Genomic DNA, 17,017 nt, shown 5'->3' with positions numbered 1-17,017 from the left:
CATGCAAACACGCAGCGTTGTTGATCAACAGCGCATTACCATTTGGCGCGAAAGCCGATGGTGGCTCCATACCCATAAGAGTTGTTGCCGGCCAGGCTGGTGTTGACGGTTCCTTCTCCATAAATGGAATACCTGTCGTTATCCCAGTTGTATGAACCGCCGAATCCTATCCCTGCCCAAAGCCGGTCGTTGCGGCTATGGAAAGCCTTGTCATTGATAGTGACCGACGTTCCATCGAAGAATTCGTTGTACAGATTGGCAATGCCGTAAAGATGCGTGCGATCAACCTGGCGTTCGAGACTGATCCCGAGGCGACCCTGCAGGCTGTCGTCGCGCCCCGGGTGTATCGATGCACCGAATACGTCACTGAAATTATCGAAGCGTGCTTTTGAATAAGTCAGTTGAACTTGCGGAGTGAGCGACCAGTCGCCATGCATCGCGATGCGCTTGCCACTCTCAATGGACAAGGTGGAGCCGAAGGCATCGTTGCTGTTTTCGAGGCCGCCCACGGGGTGTGCAGACAAGTCGCTGCTGTACCAGGTCACCTGTGCCGTGCCGTCCACGTAGAAACCGTTGTTCCCATACCAGGTCAACGTGCCGCCAAAACCGTAGCCGTCGGTGGAAATGTCGCCGGAGCCGTAATTGTCGGTGCCGTAACGCCAACTGGTCTCGGCACTGCCGTGCACGTAATGCGCCGTGAGTCCGCCGACGAGTCTGCCGTTGCCGTTCTGCGAAAGCATCGCGTCAAGGCCGACCTGTGTTTTGACCATGTCGTACTCATAGTCGCCGTCGACAGTTGAATACTTTGGATCGATGCGCTTATGTCCGCCTTCCACGCGCACCCACATGCCGTTCGTTTCGGTGAATGCGCCGGTGGCGCCGTTGCCGTTGTCTGTTGCGGATGCTGTCCTTGCATCGTTCCAGAAACGATTGCCGACCCGTTGCTGAAGTGTCGGCACGCCATTCAGTCCCAGCAGAATTTGCGGATAGGCTTCATAGCTGGGAACGCCGGGTTGATAGAGCGGCGTGTCTGGCGGGGCAGATGTGCTCTGCAATGCCGAACGCAAATACCAGTCTCCATCTGCCGGTGTGGATGCGCCGCCCTGATAAAGCCGATACGCGTAAGCACCCGCCACGACGGCCGGGTCGCCCTCATAGGTTGTCGTACCCTGCAGCGTGAATGTGCCGGTGGAGACGCCTGCGACGTCGATGATCTTGATGCCTTCCGTAGTCTGAGCGCCGGTGCCGCCGAAGTTCGTGACCGTGACAGGGGTCGAACCGGATGTGGATCCGGTGATGACAAGACGATCGGTCGGCGAGGTATCGTCACCCAGTTGCGTTCTGATTTCGATACTGCCGCCCACAGGCGTGTAATTGCCGGCAATGGTGAGTGTGCCAAGGCTGCCGACGTGACCCGGTGCGATCACGCCGCGGTTGGTCGTGACGCCGACCTGGCCGATGCCGGTCAGTCTCGCACCCGCCAATACATCGGTGGGGCCGCCCAGGGCGCCATCGATCTGCAGTGTCCCTGCCTGCACCTCGGTATTGCCGGTGAAGGTTGAACTGTCTCCGGTCAATATCAGTGTGCCCGCCCCAAGTTTGTTGAAACTCGATGTTCCGATAAAAGCGGTGCTGATGCCGATCGTATGCGCGTTGGTGTCGAACCATGCACCTTCTGCGCCGACGGTCTGTGCCGTAAAGCCGTTCAGGAAGTTGGCTTCATCCCGGTTCGCGCGCAGAATGCCGCCATTGAGGTCGAGATCGACGGTGCCGGTCCCGGCGATCACTGAGCCGGTTTCAAGAATGCCGCGCCCGGTGACGTCGCCATTGAGATGCAGTGTGCCGCTGCTTGTGCCCGTATCGGCAATATGCACATTGTCCCCGACACGTACCAGGCCGCCTTGTTCGATGGTCATCGCACCTGAACCGCCAACGCCGACACGCAGATCATCGGTAACACTTAATGTCGAAGTATTGCCGGTACTGCTCGATACGGTAACCGTGCCCTGGCCGCCGTTGTAGAGACCGAGATAGATGGTTGCAGCACCGCCACCGGTCTGCTCCGTGCTTACCGTGGCGCCATCCAGTACATCGAGTTCGCCAGTGCCCGAGAAACCCACGTAGATGTTATCGAAAGGATCCCAGATCGATCCGGGCCCAGAGACAGTAACGTGCCCATCGCTGCCGCTGGCAACGCCGATCAAACCCTGACCACTGTGCACGACGCCGCCATTGTTGATGTCGAGCGTGCCAGTACCGCCATTACCGATTCGAAATCCAAACCCGGAAGAACTTTCCCAGGCCGATCCCGTGCCAGACACGGTAACGTTCCCGGTACTGCCGTTGTCGCGACCGATGGAAACATCGGTTGAGTTCGTCACCAGACCGCCATTGAGGATGTTGAGCGTGCCATTGCTGCCGGACTCCACACCGATAGCAAGCTGGCCGTTATTCGTCCAGGTCGAAGCATTTCCGCTTCCGTCACTCCCTTGGACGGTAACCGTCCCCACGGCGCCAGCCTGATTGCCGACGTAACTCTCATTGTTGTCTACCGTGCCGCCTGCATCGATAAGCAAGGTGCCGGGGGCCGTATCGCCAACGATAAGGTCGTCGCCAACCGGCCAGTTCTGCGTTCCGCCGGGAGGGGTGTAATTCAAGTCGCCGGTGGCAGTCACTGATTGTGCACTTGCGGATTGCATGCCATCCGTTGCATAAATAAGTGCAGCAATTGCGGTCGACAAGAGTAGAGGAGGGTAACGAAAAGAGGTGCTTTTAAGTTTTGTGATGCGACTGCCAGGAGGAACGAAATTGCATTCATTGCAATCGCGTTCAATAGTTGAATGGCATGCAAAACGAGAATTTTTAATTGTCATTAAAACGCTCTCCCTATTCTTAGGTGGGATTGCCGGCGTTCACCGGCTCTGGCTGCCGAGACAAGAGAATTTCCGATAAGCCACTTTGACGACTGGAGGATGTGTCCGTCAAGCAATTTTTCCTGCTTTGCAGGGAGGGCGTCATGGGTGATGTTCGGGAGACACTGATTCGTCTGGTGCCTTGAAAGCAAGGGGCTCCGAATCAGTAGAAACGGATAGCTCCGACGCGGGGCCATAAGCCTGTCCTTATTGAGGCAAGAACGCTGTTGTTCGTAAGTTCTTAAGCAATATCGTTGTGCTGATATAAAGGCTTGCAAAGGCTTGCAACGATATTTCCGGCGCCGCAGATCATCCTTCGATTCTCAGGGGCGCCGACGCAACACCATGAACTACGACTACGACTACGATTGCGATACCGCGATGCGATTGCGGCCTTTTTCCTTGGCCTGGTAGAGCGCACGATCGGCGCGCGTGAAGAAGTCGGCCGACGATTCGTTGCGTGCATATTCGGCGATGCCGAGGCTGGCGGTCAGCAGGATATCGCCGCCGCGCAGTGCGAAGTCGTGGTTGGCGATGGTGCCGCGCAGTTTCTCGGCAATGGCGATTGCCTGCTGCAGTGGGCAGTCTTTCAGCAGCACGAGGAATTCCTCGCCGCCCCAGCGCGCGACGATGTCGTTCTCGCGCACCGATTTCCTGGCGATGGTGGCGATCTCCTGCAGGATGCGGTCGCCGGCCAGATGGCCGTAGTTGTCGTTGACCATCTTGAAGTAATCGATGTCGAACAGCACGGCGCACAGCGGACTGCCGCGCCGCTCGCTGTCTAAGATGGCTTGATGGAACACCATCTCGAATGCCTGGCGGTTCAGCAGGCCGGTCAGCGTGTCGGTGCCGGCGATGGTTTCCATCTGTTCGTGCGAACGGCGCACGATGAACAGCACCATCCCGAGGATCAGCAGCGTGACGATCGCGCTGACGGCGATGTTGATATACAGCATGCGCTGCAGCGGCAGCACGTCGTCGGCGAGATCCTGTTCGACCAGCAGATACCAGTCGAGCTCGGGAATGAAGCGCGAGCTCATCAGGATGGTTGCATGATCGCGCTTGTATTCGAGCCGGGTCGGCGTCGTGCTTTTGTTGCCCAGGATCTGTTTCGCCACGGTGGAAACGCCGGGCATATTCAGAATCGTGCCGTGTGCATCCTGCTTGTCGCGCATCGATTTGCCGGTCAGCTTGATGGCGCCGCTTTTGTCGACGAAGTAGATGGTGCGATGGAAGCGGGTCTGATAGCTGTCGAGCAGACCTGCCATCGTATCCAGCGTCAGGCCGACGCCGGTTGCGCCGAGGAAGTTGCCGTCATAGTCGACGACGCGATGGTTGATGAAGATCGTCATCGCATCGCGATTGGCCATGTCGATGTCGACGTTCGTTTCGTAATCGGCCTTCATGTCGCGCACGCGGTAATACCAGACGTCGCGTTCTTCCTTTTCGCTGACGGTCTTCAGCAGGCCGTCGCCGTAGTAATAACGATGCGTCGGTTCGGAAACGAGGAAGCTGCTGATCGTGCCGTATTTTTCCTTGACCTGTTTCAGGTAGCGGGCGATCTGGTTGACGTCGGTTTCGCCGGCCAGCATCCAGTCGCGCAGGAAGGTGTCGTTGGCCATCAGCGACGAGATGAAGACCGGGCGCAGGATGTCCTTCTGGATTTCGGAATAGATGTTGTCGCTGGTCAGCGGCAGCGCCTGTTCGGCGACGCGCTGGCGAATCGCATCGCGCGAGACGACGTAGCTGATGACGCTGGTGGTGAGGAAGCCGGCAACCAGCAGCAGGCTGATCCAGATGAGCAGGCGATATTTTTCCGGAAGAAGACGCATAGACTGAAGAAAGGGAATCGGTCGCAACAACGATGTCCGTGAGGTGCGGCGTTCTCCCGGCAACGGGCAATTATAAGGAGGACTGCTGCGGCGATGGCGGAATTTTATGCAGGCTGTTGCAGCGCGGACGCATCACTCGGCCAGTCCATCCGGCGTATAGGCGTTGCCGGCCTCGTTCCATTTCTTCACGTGCCACTTCCAGTGGATGCGGCCGATCACGTTGCCTTCTTCGTCCAACCCTTCGACCGGGCCGTGGAAGACGGCGAACATCACGCCGCCGTGCGGGCTGACGGGCTGATGCACGGCGCCTTCGTTTTCATACAGATAGCTGCCGGCATCGAAGCGCGTGTCGGGATCGTCTTTGTAAAAGAAGCCGCCTTCCAGCATGTAACCTTCCACCGCGCCGACGTGGCGATGCACCGGCGCTTCCGCGCCGGCCTCGAAGCGGATCAGCAGCGTGAAGCTGCCGGTCGTCGCATCCGCGTGCAGCAGCTTGAACTGCGCGCCGGGCATGGCCCACGGCACCCAGTCCATCGTATCGGGACGGCAGGTGGAGAGCGTGGCGGGCGTGGTCAAGGCGTTGGGGCGTGAAGCGGACATCGGTGTTGCGCAGAGGCGTTACGTATAATCGGCCATTCTATAACGACCCCTTCGGGCCTGCCGTAGCTATGCGGCAAGTGCGACGGCTGAAACAGAAAGGACCATGATGCGTACGACAACCCTTCCTTCCGGCGAAACCGTTCCCGTGCTCGGCCAGGGCACCTGGTTCATGGGCGATCACCGTAACCGTCGCGCCGAGGAAATCGCCACGTTGCGCACCGGCCTCGACCTGGGCATGACGTTGATCGATACCGCCGAGATGTACGGCGACGGCGCGTCGGAAGAACTGGTCGGCGAAGCCATCAATGGCCGCCGCGACGAAGTTTTCCTGGTCAGCAAGGTCTTGCCGAGCAATGCGTCGCGCAACGGTACGATCGCTGCTTGCGAACGCAGCCTGCGTCGTCTCGGCACCGACCGTCTCGATCTCTATCTGCTGCACTGGCGCGGCCGCACGCCGTTTGCCGAAACCATCGAAGCGTTCGAAAAATTGCAGCGCGACGGCAAGATCCGTCGCTGGGGCGTCAGCAACATGGACGTCCACGACATGAAGGAATTGCTGCGCGCGCCGGGCGGCGATGCGGTGGCAACCAACCAGGTGCTGTACAACCTGACGCGGCGCGGCATCGAGTTCGACCTGCTGCCGCAGGCGCAGCAGCGCGGCCTGCCGCTGATGGCGTATTCGCCGATCGAGCAGGGGCGCCTGTCGCATTACCCGGAAGTGCAGGACGTCGCCGAGCGCCACGGTGTGACGCCGGCGCAGGTGGCGCTGGCGTGGGTGCTGCGCCAGCAGGGCGTGATTGCGATTCCGAAGGCATCGAAAGTCGAACACGTGCAGCAGAATCATGCGGCGCTGGATCTGCAACTGACCGAGCAGGATCTGTCAGAACTGGACGAAGCGTTTCCGCCGCCGTCCAGCCCCGAACCGCTGGAAATGCTCTGATATGAATCTGCGCGACGGCTTGCGGGATCAGGTTTCTGATATCTGCAATCCGCCGCGCAGCAGGTCGACCGCCAGCCGGCAGAATTCGCCGGCCTGGCTTTCCTTCATCCGCACGTGTAGCGTGACTGCATCGCCATAGATCGCATCGAGCACGACGACGTCGTGCTGCTCGCATAAACGGCGCAGCGTCGATTCGTCGGCGAACGGCAGCACGAAACGCCGTTCGCACATCGCTTCCACCGGCACCAGTTCCGCCAGCTTCATCGCTTCCGATACGGCCTGTCCGTAGGCGCGCGTCAGCCCGCCCGCACCCAGCTTGATGCCGCCCCAGTAGCGCACAACGACGGCCAGCACATTGAATACATCCTTGTGCACCAGCACGTTGTACATCGGCCGCGCCGCGGTGCCGGACGGTTCGCCGTCGTCGTCCAGTCCCGAATCGCCGTCGCAGACCAGCACCCAGCAGAAATGCACGGCGTTCGGATGCTGTGCGCGCAGCTCGGCCAGTTTCGCCTGCGCTTCGGCACGCGTAGTCAGCGGATAGAGCAGCGCGATGAAGCGGCTCTTCCTGATTTCGATTTCGGCGGAGACGGGAGCGGCGAGTTGATGCATGAAGAAGCGGCAAACGGTGAGCGCGCGATGCAATCGGCTGCAATGCGGCGCAATAAGGTGCAAATGATAAGCGATGTGCCGCTGCCATCGTGCGCCTTGCGCCGTTTATCCGCGCATGATCATCCCGCTACTGCGGTAACGAGGCGGTTGATCAGCGCGCCGCCGGCGATCAGCCAGCCGAACAGCAGCGCAGCCAGGATCAGCGGCTTGATGCCGGCGCGGCGGATCGCCGAAAGATGCGTCGTCAGCCCCAGCGCTGCCATCGACATCGTCAGCAGCCAGGTATCGATGTCGATCGCATCGGCACGCAATGCAGGCGACAGCGGCGCAGCCGTGTTCAGGCCGACCACCGCGAGAAAGGCGAAGGCGAACCACGGAATCGTCACGCGCGCCGCTTTGCCGTCGCGATGCGATGGATGGTGCGCATTCGATTGCTGTGCGCCCGATGAATCGCGCCGCATCCACAACGACAGCGCGAGCAGGAAGGGCGCCAGCATCATCACGCGCACCAGCTTGGCGATGACGGCGCTGTCGGCTGCTTGCGGCGAGATCGTGCGTGCCGCGGCCAGCACCTGCGCCACTTCGTGCACGGTCGAACCGATGTAGATGCCGAATCCGGAAGCATCGACCGGCAGCAGATGCCAGGCCAGATTCCATTGGTACAGCAGTGGATAGAGCGCAATCGCCAGCGTGCCGAACACGACGACGGTCGATACCGCAACGGTCACTTTCTCGGCGCGCGCCTTGACGATGGGTTCTGTCGCCATCACCGCGGCGGCGCCGCAGATGGCGCTGCCGGCGCCGATCAGGGTCGAGGTATCGCGATCCAGCCCCAGCATGCGCCGGCCGACGAAGAGCGACAGCGCAAATGTCGATGTGAGCACGAGCGCATCGATGACGATGCCGGCCGTGCCGACGTGGCCGACATCGTGAAAAGTCAGCCGGAAGCCGTACACCACGATGCCGGCGCGCAGCAGCGTCTGCTTGGCGACGGCAATGCCCGGCCCGCATTGCGTGCCGATGTACGGATAGATGGTATTGCCGAGCACGATGCCGAACAGGATGGCGACGATCAACGGACTCAAGCCATGCGTCTGCAGCCACGGCAGCTCGCCGAGCCGGATCGCCGCCAGTGCAATCGCGGCGCTCAGCGCGAGGCCGGGCAGCCAGCGCAGCAGGCGCAGCAGGCGCGGCGTCGCTACGCTGCGAGCAAGGGTTGGGCGGGAAGTGTGCATGCGCGCTCCGGAGAATGAGGGAATGTCCGGAGTCTAGGCAATGCAGCTTAATTGATAAAACGATTTGTTTATCTATAATCAACCTGAAAAATCGATAAGCGAAATTGAAAGGCAAGGCACATGCGGCTCACCCTCCGACAATTGCAGATCTTTCTGGCCGTGGCCGACCACGGCAGCACGATGGCCGCGGCCGATGCTGTCGCGTTGTCGCAATCGGCTGCCAGCGCCGCGCTGAAGGAACTGGAAGGGCTGCTCGGCATTCACTTGTTCGACCGCATCGGCAAGCGCCTGATCCTCAATGACAACGGCCGCATGCTGCTGCCGCAGGCGCGCCAGATGCTGGATGCGGCAGCGACGATGGAAGCGCAGTTCCATCAGCCCGATGCCGCCGATGCGGTCGGGCTGCGGATAGCCGCCAGCACGACGATCGGCATCTATCTGCTGCCGCACATGCTGGCGCATTTCGCGCAGCATTCAGCATCGGTGCCGCAGGTCACGATCGCCAACACGCGCGCGGTGGCAGCCGCGGTGGCGGCGTTCGACGTCGATGTCGGCCTGATCGAAGGGCCGTGCCATGAGCCGGAATTGCGCGCGGAACCGTGGCTTGCCGACGAGCTGGTGGTGGTCTGCGCGCCGCACCATCCGCTGGCCGCGCGCGACGGCAAGGTGCCGCTGGCCGATCTGCGGCAGGCCGGCTGGCTGCTGCGCGAAGTCGGTTCCGGCACGCGCGAGGCGGTCGAGCATGCGCTGCTGCCGCATCTGCACATGCTGCATTCGGCCGGCGAGTTCAGCAATGCGGAAGCGATCAAGCACGCGGCGTCGGCCGGCCTGGGCCTGGCCTGCCTGTCGCGGCTGGTCGTCGCCGATCTGGTGGAGAGCGGCCGTCTTGTCGAATTGCGCACGACCTTGCCGCGTCTGCAACGCCACTTCTACCTGATCCACCGCCGCAACAAGCTGTTGTCGGCGCGGCTGGAATTCTTCATGCAGTTCTGCCGCGACTGGGCGAATTGATATCGCCTGATGCCGGTCGACAGCGATCGATCGCGCGGCACGATGCTGCCGCCGTGATTGCCGCATCTGCGGCGGCATTAAAAAAACGTGAGGTATTTCTCAGAATTTCTTTAAGAAGTGCCGCCTTGTCGCCGATAAGAAAGTTTGGGCAGTCAATTTCGGGGCAGGGCTGCAAGATCAGTTCGGCGTGTCGACAAGCCTGCCGATTGTTCTTCGTCCGCCTGCAATGACATCGTGATCCACTTCATTGAAAGAGGCGGGAAATGAAAAATCTGAAAATCGGCCAGCGTCTGGCCTTGAGTTTTGGCAGTGTCGTCGTCGTCCTGATCATCCTGGCAACGATTGCCTTTTCCCGTATCGATCGTCTCGATCAGGCAATCACGCTGACCAATGAAGACCGTTATCCGAAGACCGTGCATGCCAACACCATCATGGACGAGCTCAACGAGACTGCGCGCAACATGCGCAACACCCTGTTGATGACGAGTCCCGACGAGATCAAGGGCGAGCTCGACAATATCGCAAAGAGTTCGCAGGTGATCACGCAGTCGCTGGACGCACTGGACAAGACCATCACATCGGAAGAAGGCCGCAAGCACATGGCAGCGCTGATCGAGGCGCGCGGCCAGTTCAGTCCGCTGAAGGATCGTTTCGTCACGCTGATGTCGGACGGCCTGAAGGAAGAAGCGCATGCCCTGCTGTTTGCCGAACTGCGTCCGGCGCAGCTGGCCTACATGGTGGGGTTGGGAAAACTGATCGATTATCAGGGGCAGCTGATGAAGCAGTCCGGCGACGAAGCGCACAGCATGGCGAATCAGGCGAAGGAACTGGTGGCGGCGCTGTCGGCGATGGCTGTCGTCATCAGCCTGATCCTGGCTTTCCTCGCGACGCGCAGCATCACGCGTCCGCTGACGCAGGCGGTCGGGCTGGCGCGCAAGGTCGCCGATGGCGATCTGACCGGCACCATCACCGTCACATCCAGGGATGAAACCGGCCAATTGCTGCAAGCCTTGAAGGACATGAACGAAAGCCTGGTGAAGATCGTCTCGCAGGTGCGGCTCGGCACCGACACGATCGCTGCCGCTTCCACGCAGATCGCGACCGGCAACCTCGATCTGTCGGCACGCACCGAAGAACAGGCCAGCTCACTGGAAGAAACCGCATCGTCGATGGAAGAGCTGACCTCCACCGTCAAGCAGAATGCCGACAACGCACGCCAGTCGAATCAATTGGCGCAGAGCGCATCCGAAGTCGCCGTGCGCGGCGGCGAAGTCGTCTCGCAAGTGGTGGAGACGATGGGTTCGATCAACGATTCGGCCGGCAAGATCGTCGACATCATCGGTGTCATCGACGGCATCGCGTTCCAGACGAATATCCTCGCGTTGAACGCGGCGGTCGAAGCGGCACGCGCCGGGGAACAGGGGCGCGGCTTCGCCGTTGTCGCGACCGAGGTGCGCAATCTCGCGCAGCGCAGCGCGAGCGCGGCGAAGGAAATCAAGCTGCTGATCAACGATTCGGTGGAAAAGGTCAACACCGGTTCGCAACTGGTCAACGAGGCCGGCACGACGATCAGGGAAGTGGTCGACAGCGTGCGCCGCGTGACCGACATCATGGGCGAGATCACGGCCGCCAGCCAGGAGCAGACGTCTGGTATCGAACAGATCAACGAAGCCGTGATGCAGATGGACCAGGTCACGCAGCAGAATGCGGCGCTGGTCGAAGAGGCTGCGGCCGCTGCGGCATCGCTGCAGGATCAGGCGACCAATCTGTCGCACGTCGTCAGCGTATTCAAGCTGGACGGCAATGCGGTCGTGATGCCGGCCGGTGCGCCGAAGGCAATCGCAAGAAATCCGGCTGCCGAAAGGACGCCGGTAAAAACTGCGCCTAAGTTGAAGGCCGTATCGTCGAAAGTCGAGAAGAGAGAGCCGAAAGCCGTGCCTGCCGGCGACGGGGACTGGGAAGAATTCTGATCGTCGGTTGTGCAGAAACAAAAAGGCCATGCAATGCATGGCCTTTTTTAATGATGGTACCGAACCCGCCGATGTTACCAGCGCAGGATGCGCGGCCCGATCAATGCACCGAGGATCGTCGGAATCGCTGCGCCGAGCACGTACCAGAAACCCAGGAAAGGCGCCGCGATTTCCGGGCAATGCATCGAGTAGACGACGATGGCGGCCGCACCGGCGGCGAAGCCGGCGCCGGCGCCGGCCAGATGCAGGCGTGTCGGCGCCAGCTGGCGCATGATCTGCAGCACGGCGGCGAAGATCGGCAGCGACAGCAGCGTGATCAGCAGCGTGCAGTAACGCCAGGTATCGCCCCAGAACAGATGGCTGCGTTCGCCCGGCGCCGCATGCATCAGCGATACGGCGGCGGCAATCCAGATCAGCAGCAGCGGCGCGGCAATCAGCACCGGCAGCATCGATGTGCGCGCACCCGGCATCGACAGGCGTGCCGCCACGATGCCGCCGGCGCTCGCCAGCGCGATGACGAAAACGATCTTGACCCAGAACGCCGGCAACGTCGCCATTTCGTCGAAATTGGAACGCACGCCGAGCAGCGCCAGCATCAGCAGCACGCTTGCCAGGAATCCGGTCGCCACGAGCAGGATGAAACGGCGCACCGGAATCTTCGGTGCCGCGAGGTCCGGCCCGCTGGCCAGCATATCGATCAGGTCGTCTGTCTTCATGATTTCTCGTTCCGCAATTTTGCTGCCAGTGCCTTCAGGCCGCGATGCACGGCGACCTTGACCGACGCTTCCGATATCTGCATCGCCGCCGCCGTTTCGCGGACCGACAAGCCATCCACTTTCGTATGCAGGATGGCAGCGCGTTGCTGTTCGGGCAGCATGTTCAACACCTTCTGCAGATCGCGCCTGGCTTCGCTGCCATCCGCATCGGCGGTGGAGAACAGTTCGCTGTCGTCGTCCAGCGGATCGTTCAGGCCCTCGTGCCGCGCATGGCGGCGCAGCCAGTCGATCAGTTTGTAGCGCGCGATCGCGTACATCCATGCCGTCAGCGGCGCGTCGCGATCGTAGGTCATGCGCTGGTTGTGCAAGGCCAGCAGCGATTCCTGCACCAGATCTTCGACCTCGTCCGGCCAGCGACTCAGGCGGCGGCGCAGGAATGCACGCAAATGCGTTGCACTTGTCTGAAGGAAATCGCGATAGGCGGCTTCATCGCCGTCCATGCCGCGCAGCAGAAGGGAACGCAGCCGGGTTTCCGTCTGTGCAACAGCAGTTTTTTCCTCTCCTTCTGGTATACGGTGCATCGGTGCTTTCGGTTACATGGGGATGAAATAAAAACGCGGAAAAGTCGAAATTTTTTTGCGGGCATGTAACCCGTTCCGTTTTTCTTGCGAATTACCTTGCACATTCATTCAACGGTAATCGCACATGAAACCAATTGCATTGAGCGCCCTGGCCGGTGTGCTCGTCACGACAGGGCTGCCATCGTATGCCGGGAACGTCTGCGAAGTCAAAAGCGGCCCCGCAACGGCTGCGCTGGTCGAACTCTACACCAGCGAAGGCTGTTCCAGTTGTCCGCCGGCCGACCGGCAGTTGAGCGAACTGAAGAATGGCCTGGACAGCGATGCGGCGGTCGTGCCGTTGTCGATGCACGTCACGTACTGGGACGATATCGGCTGGAAGGACATCTTCGCGCAGAAGACCTTCGATCGTCGCCAGAGCGATCTGGTCGCGGCCCATCACAGCCGTGTTGTCTATACGCCGCAGTTTTTCGTCAACGGCAATGAACTGCGTTCTTGGCGCGGCAGGTTGCCGGAAGCCATCCGCCAGGTCAACGCGATTCCCGCGCCGGTTGCGATCACGCTGAAGACGACGCCGAATGCATCCGGTTCGGTGACGCTCGATGTGGCTGTCAACGCAAAGCAAGATGCAACGGTTGACGGCGACCTGTATGTCGCCATCAGCGAGAACGGCCTGGTTTCAAAAGTATCGCGCGGTGAGAACAGCGGCGCTACCTTGCATCACGACGGCACGGTGCGGCAGTGGTACGGGCCGATCAGCCTGTCGCAAGGCCGTGCGCAGTTTCACCACGATGTGACGCTGCCTGCAGGCTGGAATCGCAACAGGCTGCAAGCCGTTGCCTTCGTGCAGGCACCCGATGAAGGCCGTGTGCTGCAGGCCGTCAGCACTGCGCAGTGCCAACCAGCGACGCGGGGGCTGTGATGCAGGCGGCCATGATGAAATCGTCGCGCACCATCCATCCGGTCTGGCTGCGCATCACGCATTGGTTGAATGCGATTGCCGTCATCGTGCTGGTTACCAGCGGCTGGCGCATCTATAACGCATCGCCGTTTTTCGATTTCCGTTTTCCTTCCGACATCACACTCGGCGGCTGGCTGGGCGGCGCGCTGCAGTGGCATTTCGCCGCGATGTGGCTGCTGGTCATCAATGGACTGATCTATCTGGCCGTCAATGTCTTCTCCGGTCGCCTGAAGCGGCAGTTCTTTCCGCTGACGCCACGTCAGTTGATCGCCGATTTCCTCTCCGCGCTAAAAGGCAAGCTGTCGCATGCCGATCCGCGCCACTACAACGCGGTACAGCGCGCTGCCTACCTGTTCGTCATGCTCGACATCGTGCTGGTCGTCCTGTCCGGGCTGGTGCTGTGGAAATCAGTGCAGTTTCCGCTGCTGCGCGAACTGCTGGGCGGATACGAAGCCGCGCGCCGCATCCATTTCTTTGCAATGTCTGCGCTGGTTGCATTCTTCATCGTCCACGTCGCGATGGTGGCGCTGGTGCCGCGTACGCTGCTGGCGATGATTCGCGGCCGTTGAAGAAGCAGGAGCCATCATGATCAAGAAGAAAATCACCTATTCGAAAGACAGCGAACTGATGCTGGCCGATGCGATTCGCCGCGTCGCCGCGCCATCGCGCCGTACCTTCCTGCAGCGCACGATCACGCTGGGCGGCCTCGCCTTGTTGACTGGCTGTTCGCTGGACGACGACAGCAGCATCGAGTCAGCGCTCGGCCAGGTCTCGCAATGGAACGACCGCGTGCAAGGCAAGCTGTTCGATCCCAACCGGCTGGCGCCGACTTACCCCGATTCGATGATCACGCGACCGTTCCCGTTCAATGCGTTCTACGGCGAAGACGAAGTGCCGCAGATCGACGGCGGCGAATGGCGGCTCGAACTGAGCGGCATGATCGCCGACCGCACGCCGTGGACGCTGCGCAAGCTGCGTGCCTTGCCGCAGACCGATCAGGTGACACGCCACATCTGCGTCGAAGGCTGGAGCGCAATCGGCAAATGGGGTGGCGTACCGTTCGCCACTTTCCTCAAGCGCGTCGGTGCCGACCTGAATGCGAAATACGTCGGCTTTAAATGCGCGGACGACTATTACACCAGTATCGACATGGCGACCGCGCTGCATCCGCAAACGCTGATGACGCTGACCTACGACGGCCAGACCTTGCCGGCGCAATACGGTTATCCGATGAAGCTGCGGATGCCGACCAAGCTCGGCTACAAGAATCCCAAGCATATCCAGGCGATTTTCGTCACCAATGCCTATCCGGGCGGTTACTGGGAAGACCAGGGATACAACTGGTTCGGCGGCAGTTGAGTCACAAGCACGACTGTTCGCAAATTGAGCAACACCGCATTACGACTTTTTATTTTTTACTTACCTACCGAAGAGGAAACATCATGAAAAAATTTGCTACCGCCATCCTGTCCGCAACCCTGCTGATCTCCACCGCTGCCTTTGCGCAGGACGCCATGAAGAAGGATGAAATGTCGCACGATGGCATGGCCAAGGACAGCATGTCGAAAGACGGCATGAAAAAAGATGGCATGAAGAAGGACCATATGTCCAAGGACGGCATGAAGAAAGACGCGATGAAGAAGGATCACATGTCGAAGGACGGCATGAAGAAGGGCGAAATGTCGCACGACGGCATGAGCAAGGATGGCATGAGCAAGTAATGCCGTAGGCGTGCGCGGCGTTGCGCCGCGCATGAAAAAAGGGAGAGCGATCTGGCGATCGGCTCTCCCTTTTTATTGGGTGATGCTTGTTGCAGCAGGACGTCAGGTGGTCAGCGGCTTGTAGCGGATGCGCTTCGGCTTTGCGCCTTCTTCGCCCAGACGTTTCTTCTTGTCGGCTTCGTATTCCTGGTAGTTGCCGTCGAAGAAGACGACTTGCGAATCGCCTTCGAACGCGAGGATGTGCGTGGCGATGCGATCGAGGAACCAGCGATCGTGCGAAATCACCATCACGCTGCCGGCGAATTCGAGCAAGGCGTCTTCCAGCGCGCGCAGCGTTTCGACGTCCAAATCGTTCGACGGTTCATCCAGCAGCAGCACGTTGCCGCCCTTGAGCAGCGTCTTTGCCAGATGCAGGCGGCCGCGCTCGCCGCCGGACAGATTGCCGACGATCTTTTGCTGGTCGCCGCCCTTGAAGTTGAAGCGGCCGAGGTAGGCGCGCGACGGCATTTCGAAACGGCCCACGCTCAGGATGTCGGCGCCGCCGGACACGTCTTCGAATACCGTCTTGGTGTTGGCCAGATCGTCGCGCGACTGGTCGACCAGCGAGATTTGCGCGGTCTGCCCGATTGCGACTTCACCGCTGTCCGGTTTGTCGAGGCCGGCGATCATCTTGAACAGCGTCGATTTGCCGGCGCCGTTCGGACCGATGATGCCGACGATGGCGCCCGGCGGCACGGTGAAGGAGACGTTGTCCATCAGCAGGCGATCGCCGAACGCTTTCGAGACGTTCTTGAATTCGATGACTTCGTTGCCCAGACGCTCGGCAACCGGAATGAAAATCTCCTGGGTTTCGTTGCGCTTCTGGTATTCGTATTCGCTCAATTCGTTGAAGCGGGCCAGACGTGCCTTGGACTTGGCCTGGCGTGCCTTCGGATTCTGCCGCGCCCATTCCAGTTCCTTGGCGAGCGCTTTCTGGCGCGCTGATTCGGTGGCTTCTTCCTGCTTCAAACGCGCCTGCTTCTGATCGAGCCACGACGAGTAATTGCCTTTCCACGGGATGCCACTGCCGCGATCCAGTTCGAGAATCCATTCGGCGGCGTTGTCGAGGAAGTAGCGGTCGTGAGTGATGCCGACCACGGTGCCCGGGAAGCGCAACAGGAACTGCTCCAGCCATTCGACCGATTCCGCATCCAGATGGTTGGTTGGTTCGTCGAGCAGCAGCATGTCGGGTTTGGACAGCAGCAGTTTGCACAATGCGACGCGACGTTTTTCACCGCCGGACAGCACGCCGATCCTGGCATCCCACGGCGGCAGGCGCAATGCGTCGGCGGCCATTTCGAGTTGCAGGTTCAGGTTGCCGCCGTCGGAGGCGGAAATGATCGCCTCCAGGCGCGCCTGTTCGGCGGCCAGTGCATCGAAGTCGGCATCTTCTTCCGCATACGCGGCATACACCGCATCCAGCTTGGCTTGCGCCTCGAAGGCTTCGCCGAGGCCGGATTCGACTTCCTGGCGCACGGTCTTTTCCGGATCGAGCTGCGGCTCCTGCGGCAGGTAGCCGATGTTCAGGCCGGGCATGGGGCGCGCTTCGCCCTGGATGTCGGTATCGATGCCGGCCATGATCTTCAGCAGCGTCGATTTGCCGGAGCCGTTCAGGCCCAGCACGCCGATCTTGGCGCCGGGGAAGAACGACAGCGAGATGTCCTTGAGGATCTGGCGCTTGGGCGGAACGATCTTGCCCACGCGGTTCATGGTGTATACGTAATTGGCCATTGCAGTTGCACTGTTCGATGGAAGAAAAACCGCACAAGGATACCTGATCGCACCACGGAAGACATGGAGAGCGCAACTTTTTGCGTTTGTAAACCGTCGGCGCTGCTTTTCGACGCCGAAGCAACAGCATCCCTGCAAGAAAGCCGATTTCCTTGCATT

The 17,017-nt window shown here is 60.5% G+C and carries 15 protein-coding genes; 7 read left to right on the top strand and 8 right to left on the bottom strand.

Going from position 1 to position 17,017, the window contains the following annotated elements:
• Nucleotides 1-35 precede the first annotated feature (35 nt).
• From IEV40_RS10995 to IEV40_RS10985, 3 genes are all read right to left on the bottom strand, one after another.
• A complete protein-coding gene (locus IEV40_RS10995; RefSeq protein ID WP_188421615.1) occupies nucleotides 36-2,873 on the bottom strand; it encodes an autotransporter family protein in 2,838 nt (945 codons plus the stop codon).
• Between the two features lie 401 nt (nucleotides 2,874-3,274).
• On the bottom strand, nucleotides 3,275-4,744 hold the full coding sequence (locus IEV40_RS10990; protein WP_188421612.1) for a sensor domain-containing diguanylate cyclase: 1,470 nt from the start codon (nucleotides 4,742-4,744) through the stop codon (nucleotides 3,275-3,277).
• A gap of 132 nt (nucleotides 4,745-4,876) precedes the next feature.
• Complete coding sequence (locus IEV40_RS10985) at nucleotides 4,877-5,344, bottom strand: 2,4'-dihydroxyacetophenone dioxygenase family protein (protein WP_188421610.1); 468 nt, start codon at nucleotides 5,342-5,344, stop codon at nucleotides 4,877-4,879.
• A gap of 106 nt (nucleotides 5,345-5,450) precedes the next feature.
• On the opposite strand from IEV40_RS10985, the gene IEV40_RS10980 reads away from it, so the two are divergent.
• The gene (locus IEV40_RS10980) at nucleotides 5,451-6,284 is read left to right on the top strand and encodes an aldo/keto reductase (RefSeq protein WP_188422373.1); all 834 of its coding nucleotides are present in this window, start codon (nucleotides 5,451-5,453) and stop codon (nucleotides 6,282-6,284) included.
• Between the two features lie 27 nt (nucleotides 6,285-6,311).
• Here the strand turns inward: IEV40_RS10980 and IEV40_RS10975 are convergent, their stop codons facing one another.
• Together IEV40_RS10975 and IEV40_RS10970 are read right to left on the bottom strand one after the other, a co-directional pair.
• Nucleotides 6,312-6,896 (bottom strand): IMPACT family protein, encoded by a 585-nt coding sequence (locus IEV40_RS10975; RefSeq protein ID WP_188421608.1) that lies wholly within the window; start codon nucleotides 6,894-6,896, stop codon nucleotides 6,312-6,314.
• A 119-nt stretch (nucleotides 6,897-7,015) separates the two neighbouring features.
• Nucleotides 7,016-8,131 carry a YeiH family protein gene (locus IEV40_RS10970; protein ID WP_188421606.1) on the bottom strand — a complete coding sequence of 372 codons (1,116 nt, stop codon included), beginning with the start codon at nucleotides 8,129-8,131 and terminating at the stop codon, nucleotides 7,016-7,018.
• Nucleotides 8,132-8,251: 120 nt separating this feature from the next.
• On the opposite strand from IEV40_RS10970, the gene IEV40_RS10965 reads away from it, so the two are divergent.
• Both IEV40_RS10965 and IEV40_RS10960 read left to right on the top strand, forming a co-directional pair.
• Complete coding sequence (locus tag IEV40_RS10965) at nucleotides 8,252-9,142, top strand: LysR family transcriptional regulator (RefSeq protein ID WP_188421604.1); 891 nt, start codon at nucleotides 8,252-8,254, stop codon at nucleotides 9,140-9,142.
• Between the two features lie 263 nt (nucleotides 9,143-9,405).
• Nucleotides 9,406-11,112 (top strand): methyl-accepting chemotaxis protein, encoded by a 1,707-nt coding sequence (locus IEV40_RS10960; RefSeq protein ID WP_188421602.1) that lies wholly within the window; start codon nucleotides 9,406-9,408, stop codon nucleotides 11,110-11,112.
• Nucleotides 11,113-11,186: 74 nt separating this feature from the next.
• Here IEV40_RS10960 and IEV40_RS10955 read toward each other — a convergent pair whose 3' ends face one another.
• Together IEV40_RS10955 and IEV40_RS10950 are read right to left on the bottom strand one after the other, a co-directional pair.
• On the bottom strand, nucleotides 11,187-11,828 hold the full coding sequence (locus IEV40_RS10955; RefSeq protein ID WP_188421600.1) for an NrsF family protein: 642 nt from the start codon (nucleotides 11,826-11,828) through the stop codon (nucleotides 11,187-11,189).
• A complete protein-coding gene (locus IEV40_RS10950; RefSeq protein WP_188421598.1) occupies nucleotides 11,825-12,409 on the bottom strand; it encodes a sigma-70 family RNA polymerase sigma factor in 585 nt (194 codons plus the stop codon). Before IEV40_RS10950 ends, IEV40_RS10955 begins: the two co-directional genes overlap by 4 nt.
• A 124-nt stretch (nucleotides 12,410-12,533) precedes the next feature.
• Here IEV40_RS10950 and IEV40_RS10945 point away from each other — a divergent pair, with 124 nt between their 5' ends.
• The 4 genes from IEV40_RS10945 (at nucleotide 12,534) to IEV40_RS10930 (ending at nucleotide 15,088) form a co-directional block, all read left to right on the top strand.
• Nucleotides 12,534-13,328 (top strand): DUF1223 domain-containing protein, encoded by a 795-nt coding sequence (locus IEV40_RS10945; protein ID WP_188421596.1) that lies wholly within the window; start codon nucleotides 12,534-12,536, stop codon nucleotides 13,326-13,328.
• Between the two features lie 11 nt (nucleotides 13,329-13,339).
• Nucleotides 13,340-13,936, top strand: a complete 597-nt coding sequence (locus IEV40_RS10940) for a cytochrome b/b6 domain-containing protein (protein ID WP_229724075.1) — start codon at nucleotides 13,340-13,342, stop codon at nucleotides 13,934-13,936.
• Nucleotides 13,937-13,952: 16 nt separating this feature from the next.
• A complete protein-coding gene (locus tag IEV40_RS10935) occupies nucleotides 13,953-14,726 on the top strand; it encodes a molybdopterin-dependent oxidoreductase (RefSeq protein ID WP_188421594.1) in 774 nt (257 codons plus the stop codon).
• A gap of 83 nt (nucleotides 14,727-14,809) precedes the next feature.
• Entirely contained in the window at nucleotides 14,810-15,088 is a 279-nt protein-coding gene (locus IEV40_RS10930; RefSeq protein WP_188421592.1) for a pentapeptide MXKDX repeat protein, read from the top strand.
• 102 nt (nucleotides 15,089-15,190) lie between these two features.
• Here IEV40_RS10930 and ettA read toward each other — a convergent pair whose 3' ends face one another.
• On the bottom strand, nucleotides 15,191-16,858 hold the full coding sequence (gene ettA / locus IEV40_RS10925) for an energy-dependent translational throttle protein EttA (protein ID WP_188421590.1): 1,668 nt from the start codon (nucleotides 16,856-16,858) through the stop codon (nucleotides 15,191-15,193).
• Nucleotides 16,859-17,017 lie beyond the last annotated feature (159 nt).

It is taken from the genome of Oxalicibacterium solurbis (assembly GCF_014635845.1).
In the GTDB taxonomy this organism is placed as follows: domain Bacteria; phylum Pseudomonadota; class Gammaproteobacteria; order Burkholderiales; family Burkholderiaceae_D; genus Oxalicibacterium; species Oxalicibacterium solurbis.
The sequence above is the reverse complement of the archived record's forward strand: the minus strand, read 5'-3'. Positions and strand labels throughout refer to the sequence as shown.

Excerpts from the sequence above, each read along its gene's own strand:
- IEV40_RS10995 (WP_188421615.1), bottom strand. The coding sequence starts at position 2,873 with ATGACAATTAAAAATTCTCGTTTTGCATGCCATTCAACTATTGAACGC.
- IEV40_RS10990 (WP_188421612.1), bottom strand. The coding sequence starts at position 4,744 with ATGCGTCTTCTTCCGGAAAAATATCGCCTGCTCATCTGGATCAGCCTG.
- IEV40_RS10985 (WP_188421610.1), bottom strand. The coding sequence starts at position 5,344 with ATGTCCGCTTCACGCCCCAACGCCTTGACCACGCCCGCCACGCTCTCC.
- IEV40_RS10980 (WP_188422373.1), top strand. The coding sequence starts at position 5,451 with ATGCGTACGACAACCCTTCCTTCCGGCGAAACCGTTCCCGTGCTCGGC.
- IEV40_RS10975 (WP_188421608.1), bottom strand. The coding sequence starts at position 6,896 with ATGCATCAACTCGCCGCTCCCGTCTCCGCCGAAATCGAAATCAGGAAG.
- IEV40_RS10970 (WP_188421606.1), bottom strand. The coding sequence starts at position 8,131 with ATGCACACTTCCCGCCCAACCCTTGCTCGCAGCGTAGCGACGCCGCGC.
- IEV40_RS10965 (WP_188421604.1), top strand. The coding sequence starts at position 8,252 with ATGCGGCTCACCCTCCGACAATTGCAGATCTTTCTGGCCGTGGCCGAC.
- IEV40_RS10960 (WP_188421602.1), top strand. The coding sequence starts at position 9,406 with ATGAAAAATCTGAAAATCGGCCAGCGTCTGGCCTTGAGTTTTGGCAGT.
- IEV40_RS10955 (WP_188421600.1), bottom strand. The coding sequence starts at position 11,828 with ATGAAGACAGACGACCTGATCGATATGCTGGCCAGCGGGCCGGACCTC.
- IEV40_RS10950 (WP_188421598.1), bottom strand. The coding sequence starts at position 12,409 with ATGCACCGTATACCAGAAGGAGAGGAAAAAACTGCTGTTGCACAGACG.
- IEV40_RS10945 (WP_188421596.1), top strand. The coding sequence starts at position 12,534 with ATGAAACCAATTGCATTGAGCGCCCTGGCCGGTGTGCTCGTCACGACA.
- IEV40_RS10940 (WP_229724075.1), top strand. The coding sequence starts at position 13,340 with ATGATGAAATCGTCGCGCACCATCCATCCGGTCTGGCTGCGCATCACG.
- IEV40_RS10935 (WP_188421594.1), top strand. The coding sequence starts at position 13,953 with ATGATCAAGAAGAAAATCACCTATTCGAAAGACAGCGAACTGATGCTG.
- IEV40_RS10930 (WP_188421592.1), top strand. The coding sequence starts at position 14,810 with ATGAAAAAATTTGCTACCGCCATCCTGTCCGCAACCCTGCTGATCTCC.
- ettA (WP_188421590.1), bottom strand. The coding sequence starts at position 16,858 with ATGGCCAATTACGTATACACCATGAACCGCGTGGGCAAGATCGTTCCG.